Raw genomic sequence first — 18,677 nt, forward strand, 5'->3', positions numbered from 1 at the left:
TTATTCTGCAAGCCAACGTGCTGCATCTTTGGCAAAATAGGTAATAATCAAATCGCAGCCTGCACGTTTCATGCTAGTCAGCATTTCTAATACAATTGTTTTTTCATCAATCCAGCCATTAAGTGCTGCACCTTTAACCATAGAATATTCTCCGCTAACATTATAACCAACAACAGGCAAATTAAATTCATTTCTCACATCACGCACAATATCTAAATAGGACAAAGTTGGCTTAACAATAAGAAAATCAGCACCCTCATCAACATCTGAATGTGCCTCTCTTAATGCTTCCAAGCGGTTCGCAGGATCCATTTGATAGGTTTTTCTGTCCCCAAATTGTGGTGCACTGCCTGCTGCATCACGAAAAGGACCGTAAAATGCTGAAGCATATTTTACTGCATAAGACATAATGGGAACATCTTCAAAGCCTGCCTCATCCAATCCTTTTCGTATTGCTGCTACAAAACCGTCCATCATATTAGATGGTGCAATGATATCCGCGCCTGCTTGCGCTTGGCTTACTGCTGTTTTTGCAAGTAGATCAAGACTTGGATCATTTAGTATTTTTCCGCCTTCAATTACACCACAATGACCGTGATCTGTATACTCACATAAACATGTATCCGCTACGATAATTACTTCTGGATAATGTTGCTTAATAAAGCGTGTCGCTTCTTGCACAATACCGTGATCATGAAAAGCTTGTGTACCTATCTCATCCTTCTCCACAGGTATACCAAATAATAAAACTGATTTAATGCCAAGAGATACTACTTCATCCATTTCCATTTTTAAGTTATCTAAAGAAACTTGATCCACACCTGGCATAGATGGTACTTCTGTTTTTATATTTTTACCTTCAACCACAAAGATTGGATAAATAAGATCGTCTACATGTAATTGTGTTTCACGAACTAATGCTCTCATATTTGCTGAGGTGCGCAATCTTCTGTGACGTTTAAACTGCAAGTCTTTCATTTATATTTCCTCCCGTTTCATGTTTAATTTACATAAGCAATCAATCATATCATCAACCGTATAGCTTTCAGGACTTGTTGAAACGGTCCACCCATATTCTTCGATTGCTTTCTTCGTAACTGGTCCGATACTAATGAACTCAATCCTTTTTACTTTATTTAAAAGCTTTGGTTCCTTTGCAATCTCCATAAAATGGCGTACAGTTGACGGACTTGTAAATAACGCAAAATCCAGTTGAATATGTTCAAGTAAGGATGCTAGTCTTTTTCTACTTTCTACAGGAAAAATAGTATCATATATTATCCACTCATCCACAAGCCAATGCTCCGACTTTAAAGATTGCGCGATTGTGTCCCTAGCAAGATTCCCTTTAGGAATTAATACTTTCTTTGCATGTGTATTAGCGTCTCGAAACTCCTTGGCAAAATCATCTGCTGAAAATAATGTGGGAACAAAAGATACTTTGATATGATGTCTTTCTAAACTCTCTTTTGTCTTATCACCCACAGCAGCAATTTTCGTTTTAGGAGAAAGAAAGATATTTTGATCAGCAAGATGCTGAAAAAAGAATTCAACCCCATTCTGACTAGTAAAAATAACCCAGTCATACTGGTTTAAATTATTTAAGTATTCTCTTCCTCGGGGATCCTTCCCTTCACGAAATGCAATAAGAGGTATTAAATAAGGTTCTCCTCCTAATTTCCCAATCTTTTCGCTTAAATCCTTCCCTTGTTTACCGCTGCGAGGTATAAATACTTTTTTTCCCTTTAGCGGTAAAGGAATCATGATGGATCAAGCTCCTTTTTTACCTGATCAATCAATGATTTGGCGCCTTGTGCAATTAACATATCCGCTACCTTTTCACCTAACTTGATAGGATCATCTCCGATAGCTGTTTCTTTATAGATTGTTTTTCCATCTGGTGAAGCAACTAATCCAGTTAAAGAAATACTTTGGTTATCAAATAGCTTTGCAAAACCGGCAACCGGTACCTGACAACCGCCCTCCATTTTATGAAGAAATGCCCGTTCAGCGGTCACTGTAATAGCTGTTTCATTTGAATTTAATTTCGCCAGTTGTTCTAGTAGCTCTTGATCATCTGCACGACACTCAATAGAAAGTGCTCCCTGCCCAACAGCAGGCAAACAAATCTCCGGATCCAAATATTCTGTAACGACATCAGTACTCCAGCCCATTCTGGATAAGCCTGCCGCTGCCAAAATAATGGCATCGTAGTCATCTGTTTTAAGCTTTTCAAGTCTGGTATCAATATTTCCGCGTATCCACTTAATTTCAAGGTCTGGACGCTCTGCTAAAATTTGAGCACCTCTTCGCAAACTGCTTGTTCCAATTACCGCACCTTTAGGTAAATCTCTTAGAGTCATATAATCTTTCGAAATAAGCACATCGCGATGATCCTCACGGTTCGGAATACATCCTATTGTAAGTCCTTCCGGTAGAATTGCCGGCATATCCTTCATACTATGTACTGCCATATCGATATCTTTATTTAGCATTGCTTGCTCAATTTCTTTTACAAAAAGTCCTTTCCCGCCGACTTTTGATAACGTAACGTCTAATATTTGGTCACCTTTCGTAACGATTTCCTTCACTTCAAATTCAAAAGGAACCCCCAGTTTTTTTAATTGGTCCGCAACCCAATTGGTTTGCGTCAAAGCAAGTTTGCTTCGCCTTGAACCGATAATAATTTTTCTCATCATTGTTCCTCCCTAAGAATACCAAAAATGAAAAGCTGACAATCTGCTAACTAAGAAAAAGTTAATTAATACAATAAGAAACGCCGCAACATTTAAATATGCTAAATTTTTGCCAAACATATTTTTTCTTTCATGAAAATAGATGATTATGCTGTAAATGATTAATAGAATAAAGGAGCCAATAATTTTTGAATCATACCAATGAAAATGATGTAATTTTATTAGCGCCCATTGAAGTCCTAAGATTAAACTTAATAATAGCATTGGTACACCAACTAAATTTAGAATATAGGACATTTTCTCTAGTTTTGCCAGATCATTTAAACGCCATAACCTATGTCCCCATTTCTTCTCTTTCAATAGCTTATATTGAAGTAAATATAGTGCTGAAAATACAAAAGAAAGAGAGAATGCAACATAAGAGAGTATTGCCATTGTAATATGTATAAGCAATAATTCAGAAATAAGCCTTTCACTCATTGTTTCAGTAGGCATTTGAACTGGAGCAAATGTGTGAATGGCCATAATAATAAACCCAATTATATTGATAAAAAACACCGTAAAATCTACACGTAATAAGCGATTAATGACAATGGATAGAGTTAGCAGTACCCATGCATAGAAATAGAGTCCTTCAAATATTGTGAGGACCGGAAATCGCTTCGTATGGATGATATACAGAAACAAAAAAATTGTTTGAAGTACCCAAACAATTGAAAGTAACCAGAAGGCAAATTGGTTTGCCTTCCGATTTTGTTGTAAGAAATCAATAAAGTAAAGTAAGATACTTACCGCATAAAGAATAATCATGCCCTCATGCAATCTAGTCATCATGATTTCAAACATAGCTTTCACCTTTGAATAATTGCGGGTGAAGGATGTTGACTTAGCTTAAGAGGCGTATTCTCAGCAAGTAAAGTATTCTCAGTTTCCAATGCTGGATCTTGAATATTAAAGATTCTTTTGAATAACGCAAGCTGTTGTTGAGCATTTGGTTCAGCAGCAATTTCCTTTGCTTGCGTAATTGGGTCTTTCAAAAGTTGATTGACAATACTTTTCGTATGTTTGCTCAATATCTTTTTCTCACGTTCCGTTAAGTTAGGCATTTTTCTTTCTATGCTTTTCAACGTTTCAGATTGAATTGCCAACGCTTTTTCCCTTAAGGCAGTTATAACAGGAACTACCCCAAGCATGTTAACCCATTGATTGAAATGTACAATTTCCGCTTCAATCATCATCATAATCTTTTCCGCTGCTTTTTTCCGTTCTGCAAGATTTGCTTCAACAATTCCTTCTAAATCATCTATATCGTATAGGAATATATTCTCAGCCTCAGAAATTTGCGGATCAAGATCCCTTGGAACAGCAATATCCACCATAAACAGTGGTTTGTTCTTGCGCATTTTGTTAACAGAATCCATCATTTCTTTGGTAATGACATAATCTTTTGAACCAGTGGAACTGATCAAAATATCAGCTTCTACAAGAGCGCATTGCATTTCCTGAAGAGACTTAGCCGTGCCGTTGAAACGCTCTGCAAGATTTTGTGCCTTTTCAAACGTTCGGTTAATAACCGTTATGTTCGTTGCTCCACTGCCATGAAGATTTTCGATTGCTAGTTCGCCCATTTTACCCGCTCCAACAATAAGAACGTGCTTATCTTTTAAATCGCCAAATATTTTCTTTGCAAGTTCTACCGCGGCATAACTGACAGAAACCGCATTGGAGCCAATCTCTGTCTCGGAATGACCCTTTTTGGCAAGCGTTATTGCTTCTTTAAAAAGATGATTAAATATAGTCCCAGTCGAGCCTGCTTCTTGTCCAGTTAAAAAGCTATTGCGAACTTGTCCAAGAATTTGCGTTTCTCCTAATACCATTGAATTTAATCCGCATATCACTTTAAACAGATGCTCAATTGCCCCGTCCTGTTCATATATAAATAAGTATGGTGAAAACTCATCTTTATCCATGCGAAACCATTCGGCTAGGAAATCCTTTATGTAATATCGGCCGGTATGTAACTGGTCGACAACAGCATAGACTTCTGTCCGATTACAAGTAGAAACAATGACATTCTCTAAGATACTTTTTTTGTTCTTCAAGGCTGTCATTGCAGATTGTAATTCTTCCTCATTAAAGGAAAGTCGTTCCCGAATTTCCACAGGGGCTGTTTTATAATTTAAACCAACCGCTATGATGTACATAATAAGAGACCCCCCGTAACATCAACCATCACAATTAATTATAAAAAATCAGTAATTTGACTTATATATAAATTTCATTACTATTATAACACGTACGAAATTCATTGCTTTTAAAAAATGTGAAAAGAAAATGAATACTATGATATGATAAATTAGAAAAGCGTAAACCACACGCCTATCGGCTAAAATTAAGTTCCATATGTACAGTATCAAATATATACAGGATAATCAAGCAAAGTGGTTGAAAGTAGGATATGTATGAAAAATCAAAAAGTATTTGCTGGAATTATTTTATTAGGATTTGGATTCTATTTTTATCTTTCCCAAAATCATCTTGAATTATTTAAAGAATATATCACTTGGCCATCCCTTTTAATCATTATTGGAATTGCCTTTTTAATTCAAGGCTACAAAGGAAAAAATTACGAGGTCATTCTGCCTGGCGTCATTTTTATTGGTTTCGGATTACATTTTCATGTTGTTCATAAGTTATCGATTTGGCCAAATAATATGGGAATATTCCTTTTAATTATTTCACTGGGTTTTCTATTGCAGTATCAGAAAACACGTAATGGACTTTTTCAAGGAATGCTCTTTCTTGTTCTTTCTATTATCCTTCTTTTTTATGACAAAGTAATTGGCACCATAGATCTGTTACAAAATGGCGCAGCGAACTTTTGGAAGTATAGCCCCATCGCCCTAATTGTAATTGGGTTAATCCTTTTAGTGAAGAAAAAGTAAAAAAGGCTGGGACATAAGTAAAAAAATCATTGAAATTGGTTAAATCTACGAAAGCAAAAACGCATGAAATCAAGGTTTTTAAATTTAATTTCATGCGTTTTTTTGATTTTCACTGCGTTTTGTCCCAGCCTCTTTTTACATTTTCCTAGTAATTGCTTGCCATGCGGCATCTTTTCCTTCCCCTGTTTCAGAAGAAAAAATGATTATTTCATCATTTGGATCGAATTCAAGTGTTTCCTTCGTTATTTTCAAATGTTTTTGCCATTTTCCCTTTGGAATTTTATCTGCCTTAGTAGCAATGACAATACAAGGTAGTTGATAATGCTTTAAAAAATCATACATCATTCTATCATCAGCTGTTGGAGGATGGCGCAAGTCAACAATTAGAATAACCGCTTTTAGCTGCTTTCTGCTTGTAATGTATGTTTCAATCATTTTCCCCCAGGCCGCTCTTTCTTTTTTCGACACCTTAGCATATCCATATCCGGGAACATCAACAAAATACAAGGATTCCTCTATAATATAAAAGTTTAATGTTTGCGTTTTACCAGGCTTGGATGAAATCCTCGCTAGTGCTTTTCTATTCAGCATCTTATTTATAAACGATGATTTTCCAACATTTGATCTACCCGCTAAGGCAAACTCTGGTAAATTCCCTTCCGGATATTGTTCCGGTTTAACAGCACTTATCACAATCTCTGCATGATTTACTTTCATTCACTGTCACCTACTAAAGCGATATTAAGTACCTCGTCGACATGGGTAACAGGGAAGAATTGCAAATCATTGCGAACACTTTCCGGTATATCATCTAAATCTTTCTCATTATCTTTCGGAATAATAATTTTGGTCAATCCTGCCCGATGTGCACCTAATGATTTCTCTTTAAGGCCACCGATTGGAAGAACACGTCCACGTAATGTTATTTCTCCCGTCATTCCAACTTCCTTTCGTACCGCTTTGCCGGTTAAGGCGGAGACTAACGCAGTGGCTATTGTAATCCCTGCAGAAGGACCATCTTTTGGTACCGCTCCCTCTGGGACATGAATATGAATATCATAATGTTCATGAAAATCTTCCTCAAGCTGCAAATCCTTTGCCTTGGACCTTACAAAGCTGAAGGCAGTTTGAGCTGATTCTTTCATAACATCTCCTAATTTTCCCGTTAAAACAAGTTTGCCTTTTCCAGGGGATAGAGAGACTTCAATTTGCAACGTATCGCCTCCGACCGTTGTATATGCCAGACCTGTAGCAACCCCTATCTGGTCTTCCAGCTCTGCTTGCCCATATCGGAATCTTTTCCTTCCTAAAAATTCTTCTAGATTTTTATCAGTAATAATAACTCGTTTGCGATCTGAGGAGACAATAATCTTAGCTGTTTTTCTGCAAACCTTTGCTAATTCTCTTTCCAGACTGCGAACTCCTGCTTCTCTAGTATAGTAACGTACTATGTTCTGTATACTTTCATCACGGATCTGTAATTGCCCCTTCGTCAAACCATGTTCCTTCATCTGTTTCGGAAGCAAATGGTCCTTGGCAATATGAATTTTTTCTAATTCTGTATAACCAGCAATAGAAATTATCTCCATTCGATCCCGTAGTGGACCCGGGATCGAACCAAGATCGTTCGCAGTAGTAATAAACATAACCTTCGATAAGTCATACGTTTCTTCAATATAATGATCACTAAAGCTATGGTTTTGCTCAGGATCCAATACTTCAAGCATTGCTGCAGACGGATCCCCACGGAAGTCATTAGACATTTTGTCAATTTCATCCAATAAAAAGACAGGATTAATGGTACCAGCTTTTTTCATTCCTTGAATAATTCTCCCAGGCATAGCGCCCACATAGGTTCTTCTATGACCCCTGATTTCTGATTCGTCTCGGACACCGCCAAGTGAAACACGTACAAATTTTCTTCCTAAAGATTCTGCTATAGATCTAGCTAAACTTGTCTTTCCCACTCCGGGAGGACCGGCTAAACAAAGGATAGGACCGCGCAGAGATTCTGTAAGTTTCTGAACAGCGAGATATTCTAATACTCGTTCCTTTACTTTTTCTAGACCATAATGCTCCCGGTCTAATATTTGTTCAGCTTTTGTAATATTAAGATCATCTTCTGTTGCCTTTGACCATGGCAATGAAATTAGCCATTCCACATAATTTCGAATCACAGAACTTTCCGCAGAACTAGATGGAACTTTTTCATACCTGTCTAATTCTTTTAATGCTGTCTTTTTAACATGTTCCGGCATTCCTGCTTGTTCGATTCGTTCCGTTAAATCGGCAACCTCACCTGTTTTACCTTCTTTATCGCCGAGTTCTTTTTGGATCGCCTTCATTTGTTCTCTTAAATAATATTCTTTTTGTGTGCGTTCCATGGACTTTTTGACCCTTTGTCCAATGCGCTTTTCAAGATTAAGGACTTCCTTCTCATTATTAATGATTTGAATGACAGAATTCAGTCTTTCTTTAATATCAATTGTTTCTAAAATCGATTGTTTTTGAGCCAGCTTTAATGGCAAATGCGAAGAAATGATGTCAGCCATTCTTCCAGGTTCTTCAATATCTGATACAGTCGCAAACGTTTCTGCAGATATTTTTTTCGATAATTTTATGTATTGTTCAAAATAATCTAGAAGTGTTCTTGTTAATGCTTCTGTTTCTGCATCTTTTTCTTCCGACTGTTTTAAAATTTGCAACGAAACGGCATAATAACGGTCCATATCGTAGAATTTTTCTATTTTTGCACGATCTAGCCCTTCCACTAAAACACGTATCGTTCCATTAGGTAATTTCAACATTTGCTTCACTTTTGTTAATGTTCCGACTTGAAAGAGATCGTCTTGAACTGGTTCATCTATCGCTTCATCTTTTTGTGTTGTCAAAAAGATTAAATGGTCATTCATCATAGCCTCTTCTAATGCCTGAACGGAATGATCACGTCCCACATCCAAATGAAGGACCATTGTTGGGTACACTAGCAATCCTCTTAATGGAAGAAGAGGAACAGTGTGTTCTTTTTTCTTTGTCAAATTGTGCACCTCCAAAAAGTAAATCTCTTATCAGGTTATGTCACCTGATTGTTTTATTTTCGTTTGGCTCCTTATATTTGTACAGTTTCATCGACCAAAACAACATAGTGTAGTAAGGAATCCTTCCTGGTGAATCTTTTTACAATTCTATCGTATTTGCTTGCCAGTGTCCATTTACGAGAATGCATTAGAACGGAGATTTTTCATTTTTATGTTTTGTTAAATTCGATAATATATTTCCCTTAGTAGTATTTAATATATTAAAATATTTATGAAAAAAATCGGCATCGAAGGCCGATTTTCCTTAATATTTCATCATATGACCGTCAGGCTTGTAAGGTCACGCTACAATAAAGCTAAGCTTTATACACTCTTCTTTCCCATTTGTTCCAATGAAGGCGGAAGATGAGCTTCTTTTTCAAAGCGGTCCATTAATGCCACGCTTAACACTTCCTCTAATTTAGTAACCGGAATAATCGATATTCCTTCCATCTCATGAAAGATTGTTTGCATGTTTTCTGCAGGAATAATAACCGTCTTCGCTCCAGCATGTCTTGCTGCCCTTACTTTTGCCACTACCCCACCAATCGGTTTTACATTTCCATGGATAGATATCTCACCAGTCATAGCGACAGCATTATTTACTGGAATTTTATAAATAGCGGAGTATATTCCTGTAGCCATTGCAATTCCTGCCGATGGCCCGTCAATAGGAATTCCACCAGGAAAATTAACATGTATATCGTATTGATCGGCTGGTACTCCCATTGTTTTTAATACTGTTATGACATTTTCAATGGAACCCCGCGCCATACTTTTCCTTCTTATTTGCTTCCCTTGTCCGCCGATACTTTCTTCTTCTATAATCCCAGTAATATTAATACTTCCTTTATCCTTTGCAGGGATTACGGTAACTTCTATTTCGAGAAGAATTCCGCTGTTTGGCCCAGTTACGGCAAGTCCATTTACTAAGCCGACTTTTGAGTGATCACCGATTCTCTTTTCCAATCTTGGGGTAAGTTGACTTGACTGAATAACCCATTCAATATCTTCATCTAAAATATGCAATCTTTCTTCCTGAATAGCAATTCCAGCTGCAATTTGAATCATATTGACAGCTTCCCTACCATTTCTTGCAAAAGAAGACAATATTTCGAGACCTTTACTAGAGATAGAAATATTCACCTTTTGGGCAGCTTTCTTAGCTACCTTAATAATTTCCTCTTGATCTAGTTCCCTAAAGAAGACTTCCATACAACGTGAGCGGATTGCAGGCGGAATTTCATTAGGTGTTCTAGTAGTTGCCCCAATTAAACGAAAATCAGCAGGTAATCCATTTTGGAAGATATCATGAATATGGGAAGGAATTTGTGTATTTTCAGCACTATAATATGCGCTATCAAGAAATACTTTTCTATCTTCTAAAACCTTTAATAATTTATTCATTTGAATCGGATGTAATTCTCCAATTTCATCGATAAATAAGACTCCGCCATGGGCATTTGTCACTGCACCTTGTTTTGGCTGTGGAATTCCTGCTTGCCCCATTGCTCCTGCACCTTGATAAATTGGGTCATGAACAGAACCGATTAATGGATCAGCAATACCGCGTTCATCAAAACGTGCAGTAGTAGCGTCTAATTCAACAAATACCGAATTTTGTTTAAATGGGGACTTTTGATTTTTCTTTGCCTCTTGTAAAACGAGACGTGCTGCAGCGGTTTTACCAACCCCTGGCGGTCCATATATTATTACATGCTGAGGATTTGGACCACATAAGGCGGCTTTAAGTGCTTTTATTCCATCTTCTTGTCCGACGATATCATCGAAAGTGGATGGTCTTACCCGCTCTGCTAATGGTTCCGTTAACGAAATAGCTCGCATTTTGCGAAGCTGATCCATTTCCTTTTTTGATTCTCTATCAATAGAAATTTTTTGGGTCTTTTGACTTTTTAATAAGTTCCAAAAATAAAGTCCTATAATGATCCCAAAGAATAATTGTATTAATAATGCAATCCCAGTCCAGCTCATTGTATTCCCTCCAAGACACGAATTTCCAATTTCTACAGCAACTTGCTTGAAGAAATTTTTATATATGCTAGTATCTCCGTGACCTTAAGGGAATAAACCCATTTTTCTTTAGCTAATTTTTGTAAGAAGATTGAAAAAACTAGTCAAGAAATGAACGACTCTTGACTAGTACCTTACAAACCTTTATATCATTTTTATCTAGTTACAGCACCTATCGGCTAGTTTCTATTTTATGCAGATTTCTCATTTCCTAACATCACTGTACCATCCTCTAAGACAAGCTTTGGAGGTTCATTGTTAAGAACTGCTTCCTTTGTAATAATACATTTTTTAATATCATCCCTGGATGGTAAATCAAACATTACATCCAGCATGAGGGTTTCAATAATGGATCGAAGTCCACGCGCACCTGTTTTTCTCTCAATTGCTTTTTTCGCAATTTCGATTAACGCCTCATTATCAAATTCAAGCTCTACATTATCAAGCTCAAGCATTTTCTTATATTGTTTTACTAATGCATTTTTTGGCTTAGTTAAAATTTCAATTAATGCCTCTTCGTCAAGTGGCTCTAAACTTGCAATGATTGGCAGACGACCGATAAACTCTGGGATTAATCCAAAACGAAGCAGATCTTCTGGTAATACTTTGGACAATACTGCTTTTTCCTCAATATCCTGTTGCTTTGTTTCTCCGCCAAAACCAATAACTTTTTGCCCAAGGCGTCGTTTAATAATTTGTTCGATACCGTCAAAAGCACCGCCACAAATAAATAGAATATTTGTTGTATCAATTTGAATGAACTCTTGATGAGGATGTTTACGTCCCCCTTGAGGCGGTACACTTGCTACAGTTCCTTCTAAGATTTTTAACAATGCTTGTTGAACACCCTCACCTGAAACATCCCTTGTAATAGAAGGATTTTCAGATTTTCGAGCGATTTTATCAATTTCATCTATATAGATAATGCCTTTTTCTGCCTTTTCCACATCATAATCAGCTGCTTGAATTAATTTTAAAAGAATGTTTTCAACATCTTCTCCAACATAACCTGCCTCTGTTAAAGATGTTGCATCCGCAATGGCAAATGGAACATTAAGAATTCTCGCTAATGTTTGTGCAAGCAATGTTTTTCCGCTTCCAGTAGGTCCAATTAAGCATATGTTACTTTTGGCAATTTCAACATCATCAATTTTACTATTAGAATTGATTCGTTTGTAATGATTATAAACAGCAACTGCTAAAGATTTTTTTGCTTTATCCTGTCCTATTACATATTCCTTTAAGATTTCTCTGATTTCCTTTGGCTTCGGGATATCTTTATATTCTACTTCTTCCTCGGTACCAAGCTCTTCTTCCACTATTTCCGTACAAAGCTCAATACATTCATCACATATATATACACCTGGTCCAGCAACTAATTTTCGAACTTGATCTTGCGTTTTACCACAGAAAGAACATTTTAATTGTTGCTTTTCATCGTTGAATTTGAACAATGAGTTTCACCCCTTAATTTATCGTCTGTAAATTTTAATATGCTTATTACTTAGTGTTTCCTTACATTAGAAAATGATTGATTGGACATTTTTTCATTTGCTATCCTAGCAACTGGCATAACCAACATTCTCAAATATGTAACGATTTTGTTTTGCCCCCTATTCAAGGCAAAATTGTTATGTATTGCATTGTATCATATTTTTATGTAAGACAGGAAATGATAAATCTTATTAAATTATTATTCGCCGCGATGATGAAAAAATCCTACTTACTCCAGATTTTCCTGAAACATTAATTTATATTCGGTTATGTATACAATTTTTTGTTTGTATGTCTATTTTATAAAATATTTTTATTTATTTTTATAAAACAAGGCACGAGTATATTCGCGCCTTGTTTTTTATTATGTGTTAGGTAATATATGTTATTTTGTGATTGGTTTTATGCTACTGTTTTAGCATTTTCGACAAGAAATTCAACAGCTTTACGAATTTTTACATCGTTTTTCACTGTGTCTAATCCACCAATTGCAGTCTTAATTGCTTCAGCAGACATATTATACATTTCCGTCATTTTATTAATTTCTTCTTCTGCTTCCTCATCAGAAACTTCAATGTTCTCTGCATTAGCTATTGCTTCAAGAGTTAAATTGATTCTAACACGCTTTTCAGCATCTTCTTTCATTTGAGCACGAAGCGCTTCTTCATTTTGACCAGAGAATTGGAAGTATAATTCAAGATTCATGCCTTGCATTTGAAGACGTTGTCCAAATTCTTGAACCATACGATCTACTTCTGTATTAATCATTGCTTCAGGAATATCCATTTCTGCATTTTCAGCTGCTTTTTCAACAACTGCATCTTCTAGAGCATGTTTTGCTTGATGTTCTTTAGATTCCACTAATCTTTTCTTTGTTTTTTCTTTAAGATCAGCAAGTGTTTCTACTTCATCATCAACATCTTTTGCAAACTCATCATCTAAAGCTGGAAGTTCTTTTCCCTTAATCTCATGAACAGTTACTTTAAAAGTAGCTGGTTTTCCTGCTAATTCAGCTGCATGATATTCTTCTGGGAATGTTACTTCTACTTCTTTTTCTTCTCCAGCTTTTGTACCAACTAATTGGTCTTCAAATCCTGGAATGAAGCTTCCTGAACCAAGCTCTAATGAATAATTTTCAGCCTTGCCACCTTCAAACGCTTCTCCATCTACAAAGCCTTCGAAATCAATCACAACAGTATCACCATTTTCGGCAGTTCCGTCTTCTTTGATTACTAGCTCTGCTTGACGTTCTTGAAGAGTTTTTAATTCATTTTCCACATCTTCATCTGTCACTTCAGTATCTTGTTTTTCTACTTCTAAACCTTTATATTCACCAAGTTTAACTTCAGGTTTAACTGTTACTGTTGCTTTAATGATTAGTTCTTTTCCTTTTTCCATTTGCTCAACATCAATTTCAGGACGATCCACAGGGAAAATTCCTGTTTCGTCAATTGCATTCGCATATGCATCAGGAAGAATAATATCAAGAGCATCTTGGTATAATGATTCTACACCGAAACGTTTTTCAAATAAACTGCGTGGAATTTTACCTTTACGGAATCCAGGAATATTTACTTGTTTTACCACTTTTTTAAATGCAGCATCTAAACCTTTGTTTACTGTTTCTGCATCAACTTCAATAGTTAGAACCCCTTGGTTCCCTTCTAACTTTTCCCATTTTGCTGACATACCTTTCCCTCCAACAATCTATATTTGATTTTAATAATTGGTTTCAATAGATAAGCTACTTACACATGTTAACCCTATCCATTTTTAAATAGAAAAAAGAAAAATGTTGAAAATTATACAATACAACCATTACATTATAACATAGGTTTTGCCTGTTTCAATATAGAGCTATAGAATAGGCAAAGAAATTTCTTCTAGATGATGAAGAAATGTAAGGCAATTGTTTAGATCTGCAGCCATAATTTGATAATCTTCACTCATTTTTTCTATATTGATTGATTCTCCATATAGCTCGTATCCTAATGTATGATAGCCCGCCATCCACATCTTTACATTAGCGGGTTTTAATTCAAACGGATACAATAAAAAAAAGTGTTTATCTAATATTGTTTTAATTTGTTCGTACATGGATGGATTTTCCTGCTCCAGTCTTTTTTGCAGTTCCTCCATTAATTCCATATAAAAGGGAGTTTCAAACAAAGCCGGTATCTCCGTAGGAACTACCTCATTCTTATAATGAAATTTCTCTATTAAAACTTTTTTCTCAATTCCATGTTCCTTTAAAAGATTGAGAATCATCGTTTGAATAAAAGGATGTTGTTTGGAATCGCTAAGACGGTCGGTTAATTCTCCGACATATGGATGAATATTTACATTCATTAGCCCTGCAATTTCAAGTATTTGGTCTTGAATATTTGTGGACGTCAGAATTTTATCATTTTCTTGGTTGGTTAGTAGGTTTTGTATTTCAGTATCGGATCTTTTTTGGCTAAATTGAAGCAATTTTTCATAGTGCTCCAGCTTATCATGGGGGACTTCTTTTTCTTCAATAAGAGCATTTATGGTTTCAGCCGCAATTTTATATTCTTTCAGTTGGATTAATACCATTAGATAAATATCGATTATTTCAAAATATTCACCAATTCCTCTATTCAACATATCTTCACATAAACTCTTTGCATCCAAATAATTTCCCATTTCAAAAAAAGCGACAAGTAATGCAGTTTCGATTTCTGCACTGTCAGGACTAAGTTCCTTTGCTTCCATAAGCAATTTAGCAGATGCTTCAAAATTCTTGTTTTCTAATTGTTCTATTCCCATCGTAAGAAGTCGTTGGGGTAACCCTGGAAAATAAATAACATTTTCTTTTTTAACAAGTCTTTCCTTCTTTTTCATACTTGTTACCGCCTTTATCAGAATCGAGGAATAGTGTAGCATGATAACTAATATTTTTCAAAACACATAAGAATTTATGCACTAAAAAAAGCCTACCACAGGTAAGCTGGATATATGCACTAAGAATGGTGTTCCAGGAGGATGTTAAATTTCACTCACTGTGAAAATAGTACAGCGCAGCTTGTATAAGTAGTGCTCCTATAACAAGAAAAGAATAAAGAACGTGAAAGATATTTAAGCGATCGTTCAAGAGCTAGCAGTTTTATTCTTAACCAAGCTGAATTAGACTATTACATTAGCACAAATGAAAATGCCCTTATTGAAGAAGAGGAGCATTTTTTTCTTTATAAGTTTTATAAAAGAATATGGTTTTTTGTTAAAGGATTTATGATAAATAGTCTAGAATATCACACTAAAGACTTACAGAAGGTTTTAACATGAATACTCTAAAATATGAATATTAATTTAAAATGATTCACAACATCTTATACTTCCATTTTAAGGTTGAAAGGATGTTGTAAATTTTGAAAAAACAAAAAGCAAGCATTAATTTGGTTAGCAATAGCAATGGTTTTATTAGTTTTTTGGTTTTTCAAGGGAAATAGTATACTTGGATGGTTTGAATAAAATTAATGATTTTTCTTGACTAACTACTGAGTAATACATTAAGGGAGGAATTAGATGGCATTTAGTGTATTGGGATTGATCATAAATATTTGTATTTGGGGATTCGTTATTTTTCTAATTTATAAATTAGCAATGAGACTGAGAAAAAAACATTAGGGGGATTAGTAAAAGAAAGATTAGCCCTCCTATATGTTAGAAGGGCTCCATTGACTTTGAGTGATTCTAGGCTGTAATTAATTTGTGTGAGACAATCAAAATATACCTACTTCACCCGTAGCTTTTGGCCAATTTTTATTAAGTATTCATTATTAAGCTTATTCCACCTTTTAATATCTGTTTGGGTAGAACCATATTTTAAAGCTAGTTCCGATACTGTATCTCCCTTTACGACAATATGATACACTGGCTTGGTTTTAGTTTGCGTATTAGCCCCTACTGGAACGACAATGGATTGTCCGATTTGAAGCTTATTAGGATTCACTTTTGGATTAAGCTTTTGTAGTGTACCATGTTCCCATTTATTCGCTACTTCCAAATCCCAGAAAGTATCTCCACTTTTTACTTTATATTTTTCGGTTTTAGGTGCAGTTGGCTTTGAGGTCGAAGGCTTATCATTTGACTCAGAAGTTTTACCCCATGCTCCAATATCAGACTTTCGAATCTCATCTAGGTCTACTGCAACACCAGCCAAAGTAGTATCAATTTTATATTGGTACACATGTGTGAAATCAGCTTTCTTGCCGTCGCTCCACCCATATGTTTGGAAGAAATAATCTACTGCTTTTTTATCCTGTAAATATTCCATAACATAATAGGATCCATATGCTCCAACTTTGTAATCTTCTAATGTAGCATTCACAGCTTTGAAATAAGTCAAAATCTCATCAAAATCACCTTGGAGGGCATCGTAATCTACTGTAAAATAGATGACAGACCCTTTAGGTTGTCCAAGTGCTTTTGCAATTTTCTCTGCTTCCTCAGCATCAGATTTTCCCTGTGTGGCTGTAAAATAACTACGTTTTGTTGGATTTGATTCAAATATACTAAAGATCTGTAAACCCGCCGCTTTAACAGCGGAAACTTCTTCTTTCGTTAGACCCTTCCATCCTTGATTCAAATAGCGACCAACATGTGTAACCCCTTCTTTTGCTAGTGATTTAGCAGAAGAGGCAGTTAATTTTGTTGCACAATCAATACCTTTTGCCACTTCTCATCGACTCCTTTTTTATTATTAAATGTAAAATTGAAAGCATTGGTAAAGACTTTTCGGTAATTAAATAGCAACTATTTAAAATGCTCATACTCACCTTTGTTATCCTGACTCTGTCGAATAGGTTTGTAGTTTGTTAGTTATGACATGAGCAATATTTTTTGTTCCACTATATAAACTGTTGCTCAAGGTCCTATCATTAAACTGACAATAATGCATTGTTTAAGACTTACACCCATAAGAACATCCATTACAATACCGAACATAACTGCTATAGGGATATAAATCGGGAGAGCCAAGACTGGAACATGCGAGATATCTAGTAATTTTTTATATTTCTTGCGATTTTTACTTGGGTTAAAGGAAGAAAAAAATTACTACAGCTGCAGTCCACCTTAACAGAGAAAGAGTGCACTAAAGAGGAATTTAACGAAATTGAGAGATTTAAGGAAGAAGGAATGTAGGATATATGTATGAGGCATTTCTTTCAAAATGATTTATCCAAGACATATCTGTGCATGAAGTTTTTCCATCTGGTGGCGACATATTGGAACAGAGTTTAATTACAAATGGAAAACAAGAATTAAAGGCAAGATCATGCGGGTGATGAAAACTAAGCAAAACAGTACAAGCCCAAAAAGATGGAATTAAAAATTCAGATATGTAATAGCTGAATACTTATGAGTCATGAGGATTTTCACAAAAAGCATCAGATAGATTTAAAATAAATATGGAATGTACAAATTTGTAGATGGTAAGAAGCTATGTTTGTTAACAAATGAAAGATTGTATAACATTTAAGTGATGAGTTTCCAAAAACGAGGAAAGACTTGTGTTTAAAAAACGATTGATACTAATTGAATTCATAAATACTGCATACACATAAAAAAACACCCATAAATATCGGTACATCAACATTTAAGAGCGATTTGCTTTTTCACTAATCTTAATTAAAATTTAGGTAATGGCGTCCCAGGAGGGATTCGAACCCCCGACCCACAGCTTAGAAGGCTGTTGCTCTATCCAGCTGAGCTACTGGGACATATAATCAGTTTTTCTCCAATATGATTNCTGGGACATATAATCAGTTTTTCTCCAATATGATTAAGACATTTTTAATTATATTTCTATATCCTTTAGATGTCAATACTTATTAGAAGGTATATTATTAAATATTTCCTATTGCAGTAAAAACTTACTGCAATAGGATTATTTTTATAAAACAAATTGATGTCTTAATGGAAGTAGCTCTTGATGATTGTGCGTAAAAAATTTCGTCGTAATCTGATTATCCACTTTCTCAATGATAGCATATGTTTTTTCTGTTCGTCCACGCGGCATAAAAATGCTTCCAGGGTTTAAAAATAATGTTCCATCTATTATTTCCGCTCCCAATGCGTGAGAATGACCGAAAAAGACGAAATCTGCACCTACCTCCTTTGCTTTATAGGAAAGATTCATTAACGTCATTTTCACATTGTAATGATGTCCATGAGTAACAAATATTGTATTTCCCTTAATATTTTCTGTAATATCAAGAGGGTAAGAACGATCGTAATCACAATTTCCTCTTACACTGATATAACCCTGCATCTCATCACTGTCCGCGGATAATTCCGAATCCCCGCAGTGAATCATTGCATCCACTTTATCGTGATATTCCTTTTTTAACTCCACTAATTCACTTGTTAATCCATGACTGTCGCTTACGACTAGCAACTTCATTCCCCAT

The 18,677-nt window shown here is 35.5% G+C and carries 14 protein-coding genes and 1 tRNA gene; 1 reads left to right on the forward strand and 14 read right to left on the reverse strand.

Translation table 11 applies throughout. The annotated features are described in order from the left end of the window. The 5 genes from hemB to hemA are packed head-to-tail and all read right to left on the reverse strand — an operon-like array spanning position 1 to position 4,900. Positions 1-978 carry a porphobilinogen synthase gene (hemB, locus tag CWO92_RS22300; RefSeq protein WP_101356411.1) on the reverse strand — a complete coding sequence of 326 codons (978 nt, stop codon included), beginning with the start codon at positions 976-978 and terminating at the stop codon, positions 1-3. Continuing rightward, complete coding sequence (locus tag CWO92_RS22305; RefSeq protein ID WP_101356412.1) at positions 979-1,764, reverse strand: uroporphyrinogen-III synthase; 786 nt, start codon at positions 1,762-1,764, stop codon at positions 979-981. Continuing rightward, entirely contained in the window at positions 1,761-2,696 is a 936-nt protein-coding gene (hemC, locus tag CWO92_RS22310; RefSeq protein WP_101356413.1) for a hydroxymethylbilane synthase, read from the reverse strand. Before hemC ends, CWO92_RS22305 begins: the two co-directional genes overlap by 4 nt. Positions 2,697-2,708: 12 nt before the next feature. After that, the gene (gene ccsA / locus CWO92_RS22315; RefSeq protein WP_101356414.1) at positions 2,709-3,542 is read right to left on the reverse strand and encodes a cytochrome c biogenesis protein; all 834 of its coding nucleotides are present in this window, start codon (positions 3,540-3,542) and stop codon (positions 2,709-2,711) included. Positions 3,543-3,547: 5 nt separating this feature from the next. Beyond that, positions 3,548-4,900, reverse strand: coding sequence for a glutamyl-tRNA reductase (gene hemA, locus CWO92_RS22320; protein WP_101356415.1), 1,353 nt, complete (start codon positions 4,898-4,900; stop codon positions 3,548-3,550). Between the two features lie 258 nt (positions 4,901-5,158). On the opposite strand from hemA, the gene CWO92_RS22325 reads away from it, so the two are divergent. After that, positions 5,159-5,641, forward strand: a complete 483-nt coding sequence (locus CWO92_RS22325) for a LiaI-LiaF-like domain-containing protein (RefSeq protein WP_101356416.1) — start codon at positions 5,159-5,161, stop codon at positions 5,639-5,641. 135 nt (positions 5,642-5,776) lie between these two features. Here the strand turns inward: CWO92_RS22325 and yihA are convergent, their stop codons facing one another. From yihA to CWO92_RS22370, 9 genes are all read right to left on the reverse strand, one after another. Beyond that, positions 5,777-6,358: a ribosome biogenesis GTP-binding protein YihA/YsxC gene (yihA, locus tag CWO92_RS22330; protein ID WP_101356417.1), complete on the reverse strand. Its 582-nt coding sequence runs from the start codon at positions 6,356-6,358 to the stop codon at positions 5,777-5,779. After that, positions 6,355-8,679, reverse strand: a complete 2,325-nt coding sequence (gene lon / locus CWO92_RS22335; RefSeq protein ID WP_101356418.1) for an endopeptidase La — start codon at positions 8,677-8,679, stop codon at positions 6,355-6,357. Before lon ends, yihA begins: the two co-directional genes overlap by 4 nt. Before the next feature lie 363 nt (positions 8,680-9,042). Continuing rightward, a complete protein-coding gene (gene lonB, locus CWO92_RS22340; RefSeq protein ID WP_101356419.1) occupies positions 9,043-10,710 on the reverse strand; it encodes an ATP-dependent protease LonB in 1,668 nt (555 codons plus the stop codon). 230 nt (positions 10,711-10,940) lie between these two features. Then, complete coding sequence (gene clpX, locus CWO92_RS22345; RefSeq protein ID WP_101356420.1) at positions 10,941-12,203, reverse strand: ATP-dependent protease ATP-binding subunit ClpX; 1,263 nt, start codon at positions 12,201-12,203, stop codon at positions 10,941-10,943. 442 nt (positions 12,204-12,645) lie between these two features. Further along, positions 12,646-13,932, reverse strand: a complete 1,287-nt coding sequence (gene tig / locus CWO92_RS22350) for a trigger factor (RefSeq protein WP_101356421.1) — start codon at positions 13,930-13,932, stop codon at positions 12,646-12,648. Positions 13,933-14,100: 168 nt separating this feature from the next. Beyond that, positions 14,101-15,108 carry a tetratricopeptide repeat protein gene (locus CWO92_RS22355; protein ID WP_101356422.1) on the reverse strand — a complete coding sequence of 336 codons (1,008 nt, stop codon included), beginning with the start codon at positions 15,106-15,108 and terminating at the stop codon, positions 14,101-14,103. Between the two features lie 889 nt (positions 15,109-15,997). Further along, positions 15,998-16,942, reverse strand: coding sequence for a glycoside hydrolase domain-containing protein (locus tag CWO92_RS22360; RefSeq protein WP_101356423.1), 945 nt, complete (start codon positions 16,940-16,942; stop codon positions 15,998-16,000). A gap of 968 nt (positions 16,943-17,910) precedes the next feature. Continuing rightward, positions 17,911-17,987 (reverse strand) — tRNA-Arg (locus CWO92_RS22365). Positions 17,988-18,160: 173 nt separating this feature from the next. Beyond that, on the reverse strand, positions 18,161-18,670 hold the full coding sequence (locus CWO92_RS22370; RefSeq protein ID WP_101356424.1) for a metallophosphoesterase: 510 nt from the start codon (positions 18,668-18,670) through the stop codon (positions 18,161-18,163). Positions 18,671-18,677: the final 7 nt, after the last annotated feature.

The sequence above is a fragment of the Heyndrickxia camelliae genome (assembly GCF_002844575.1).
Taxonomy (GTDB): Bacteria; Bacillota; Bacilli; order Bacillales; family Bacillaceae_C; genus Margalitia; species Margalitia camelliae.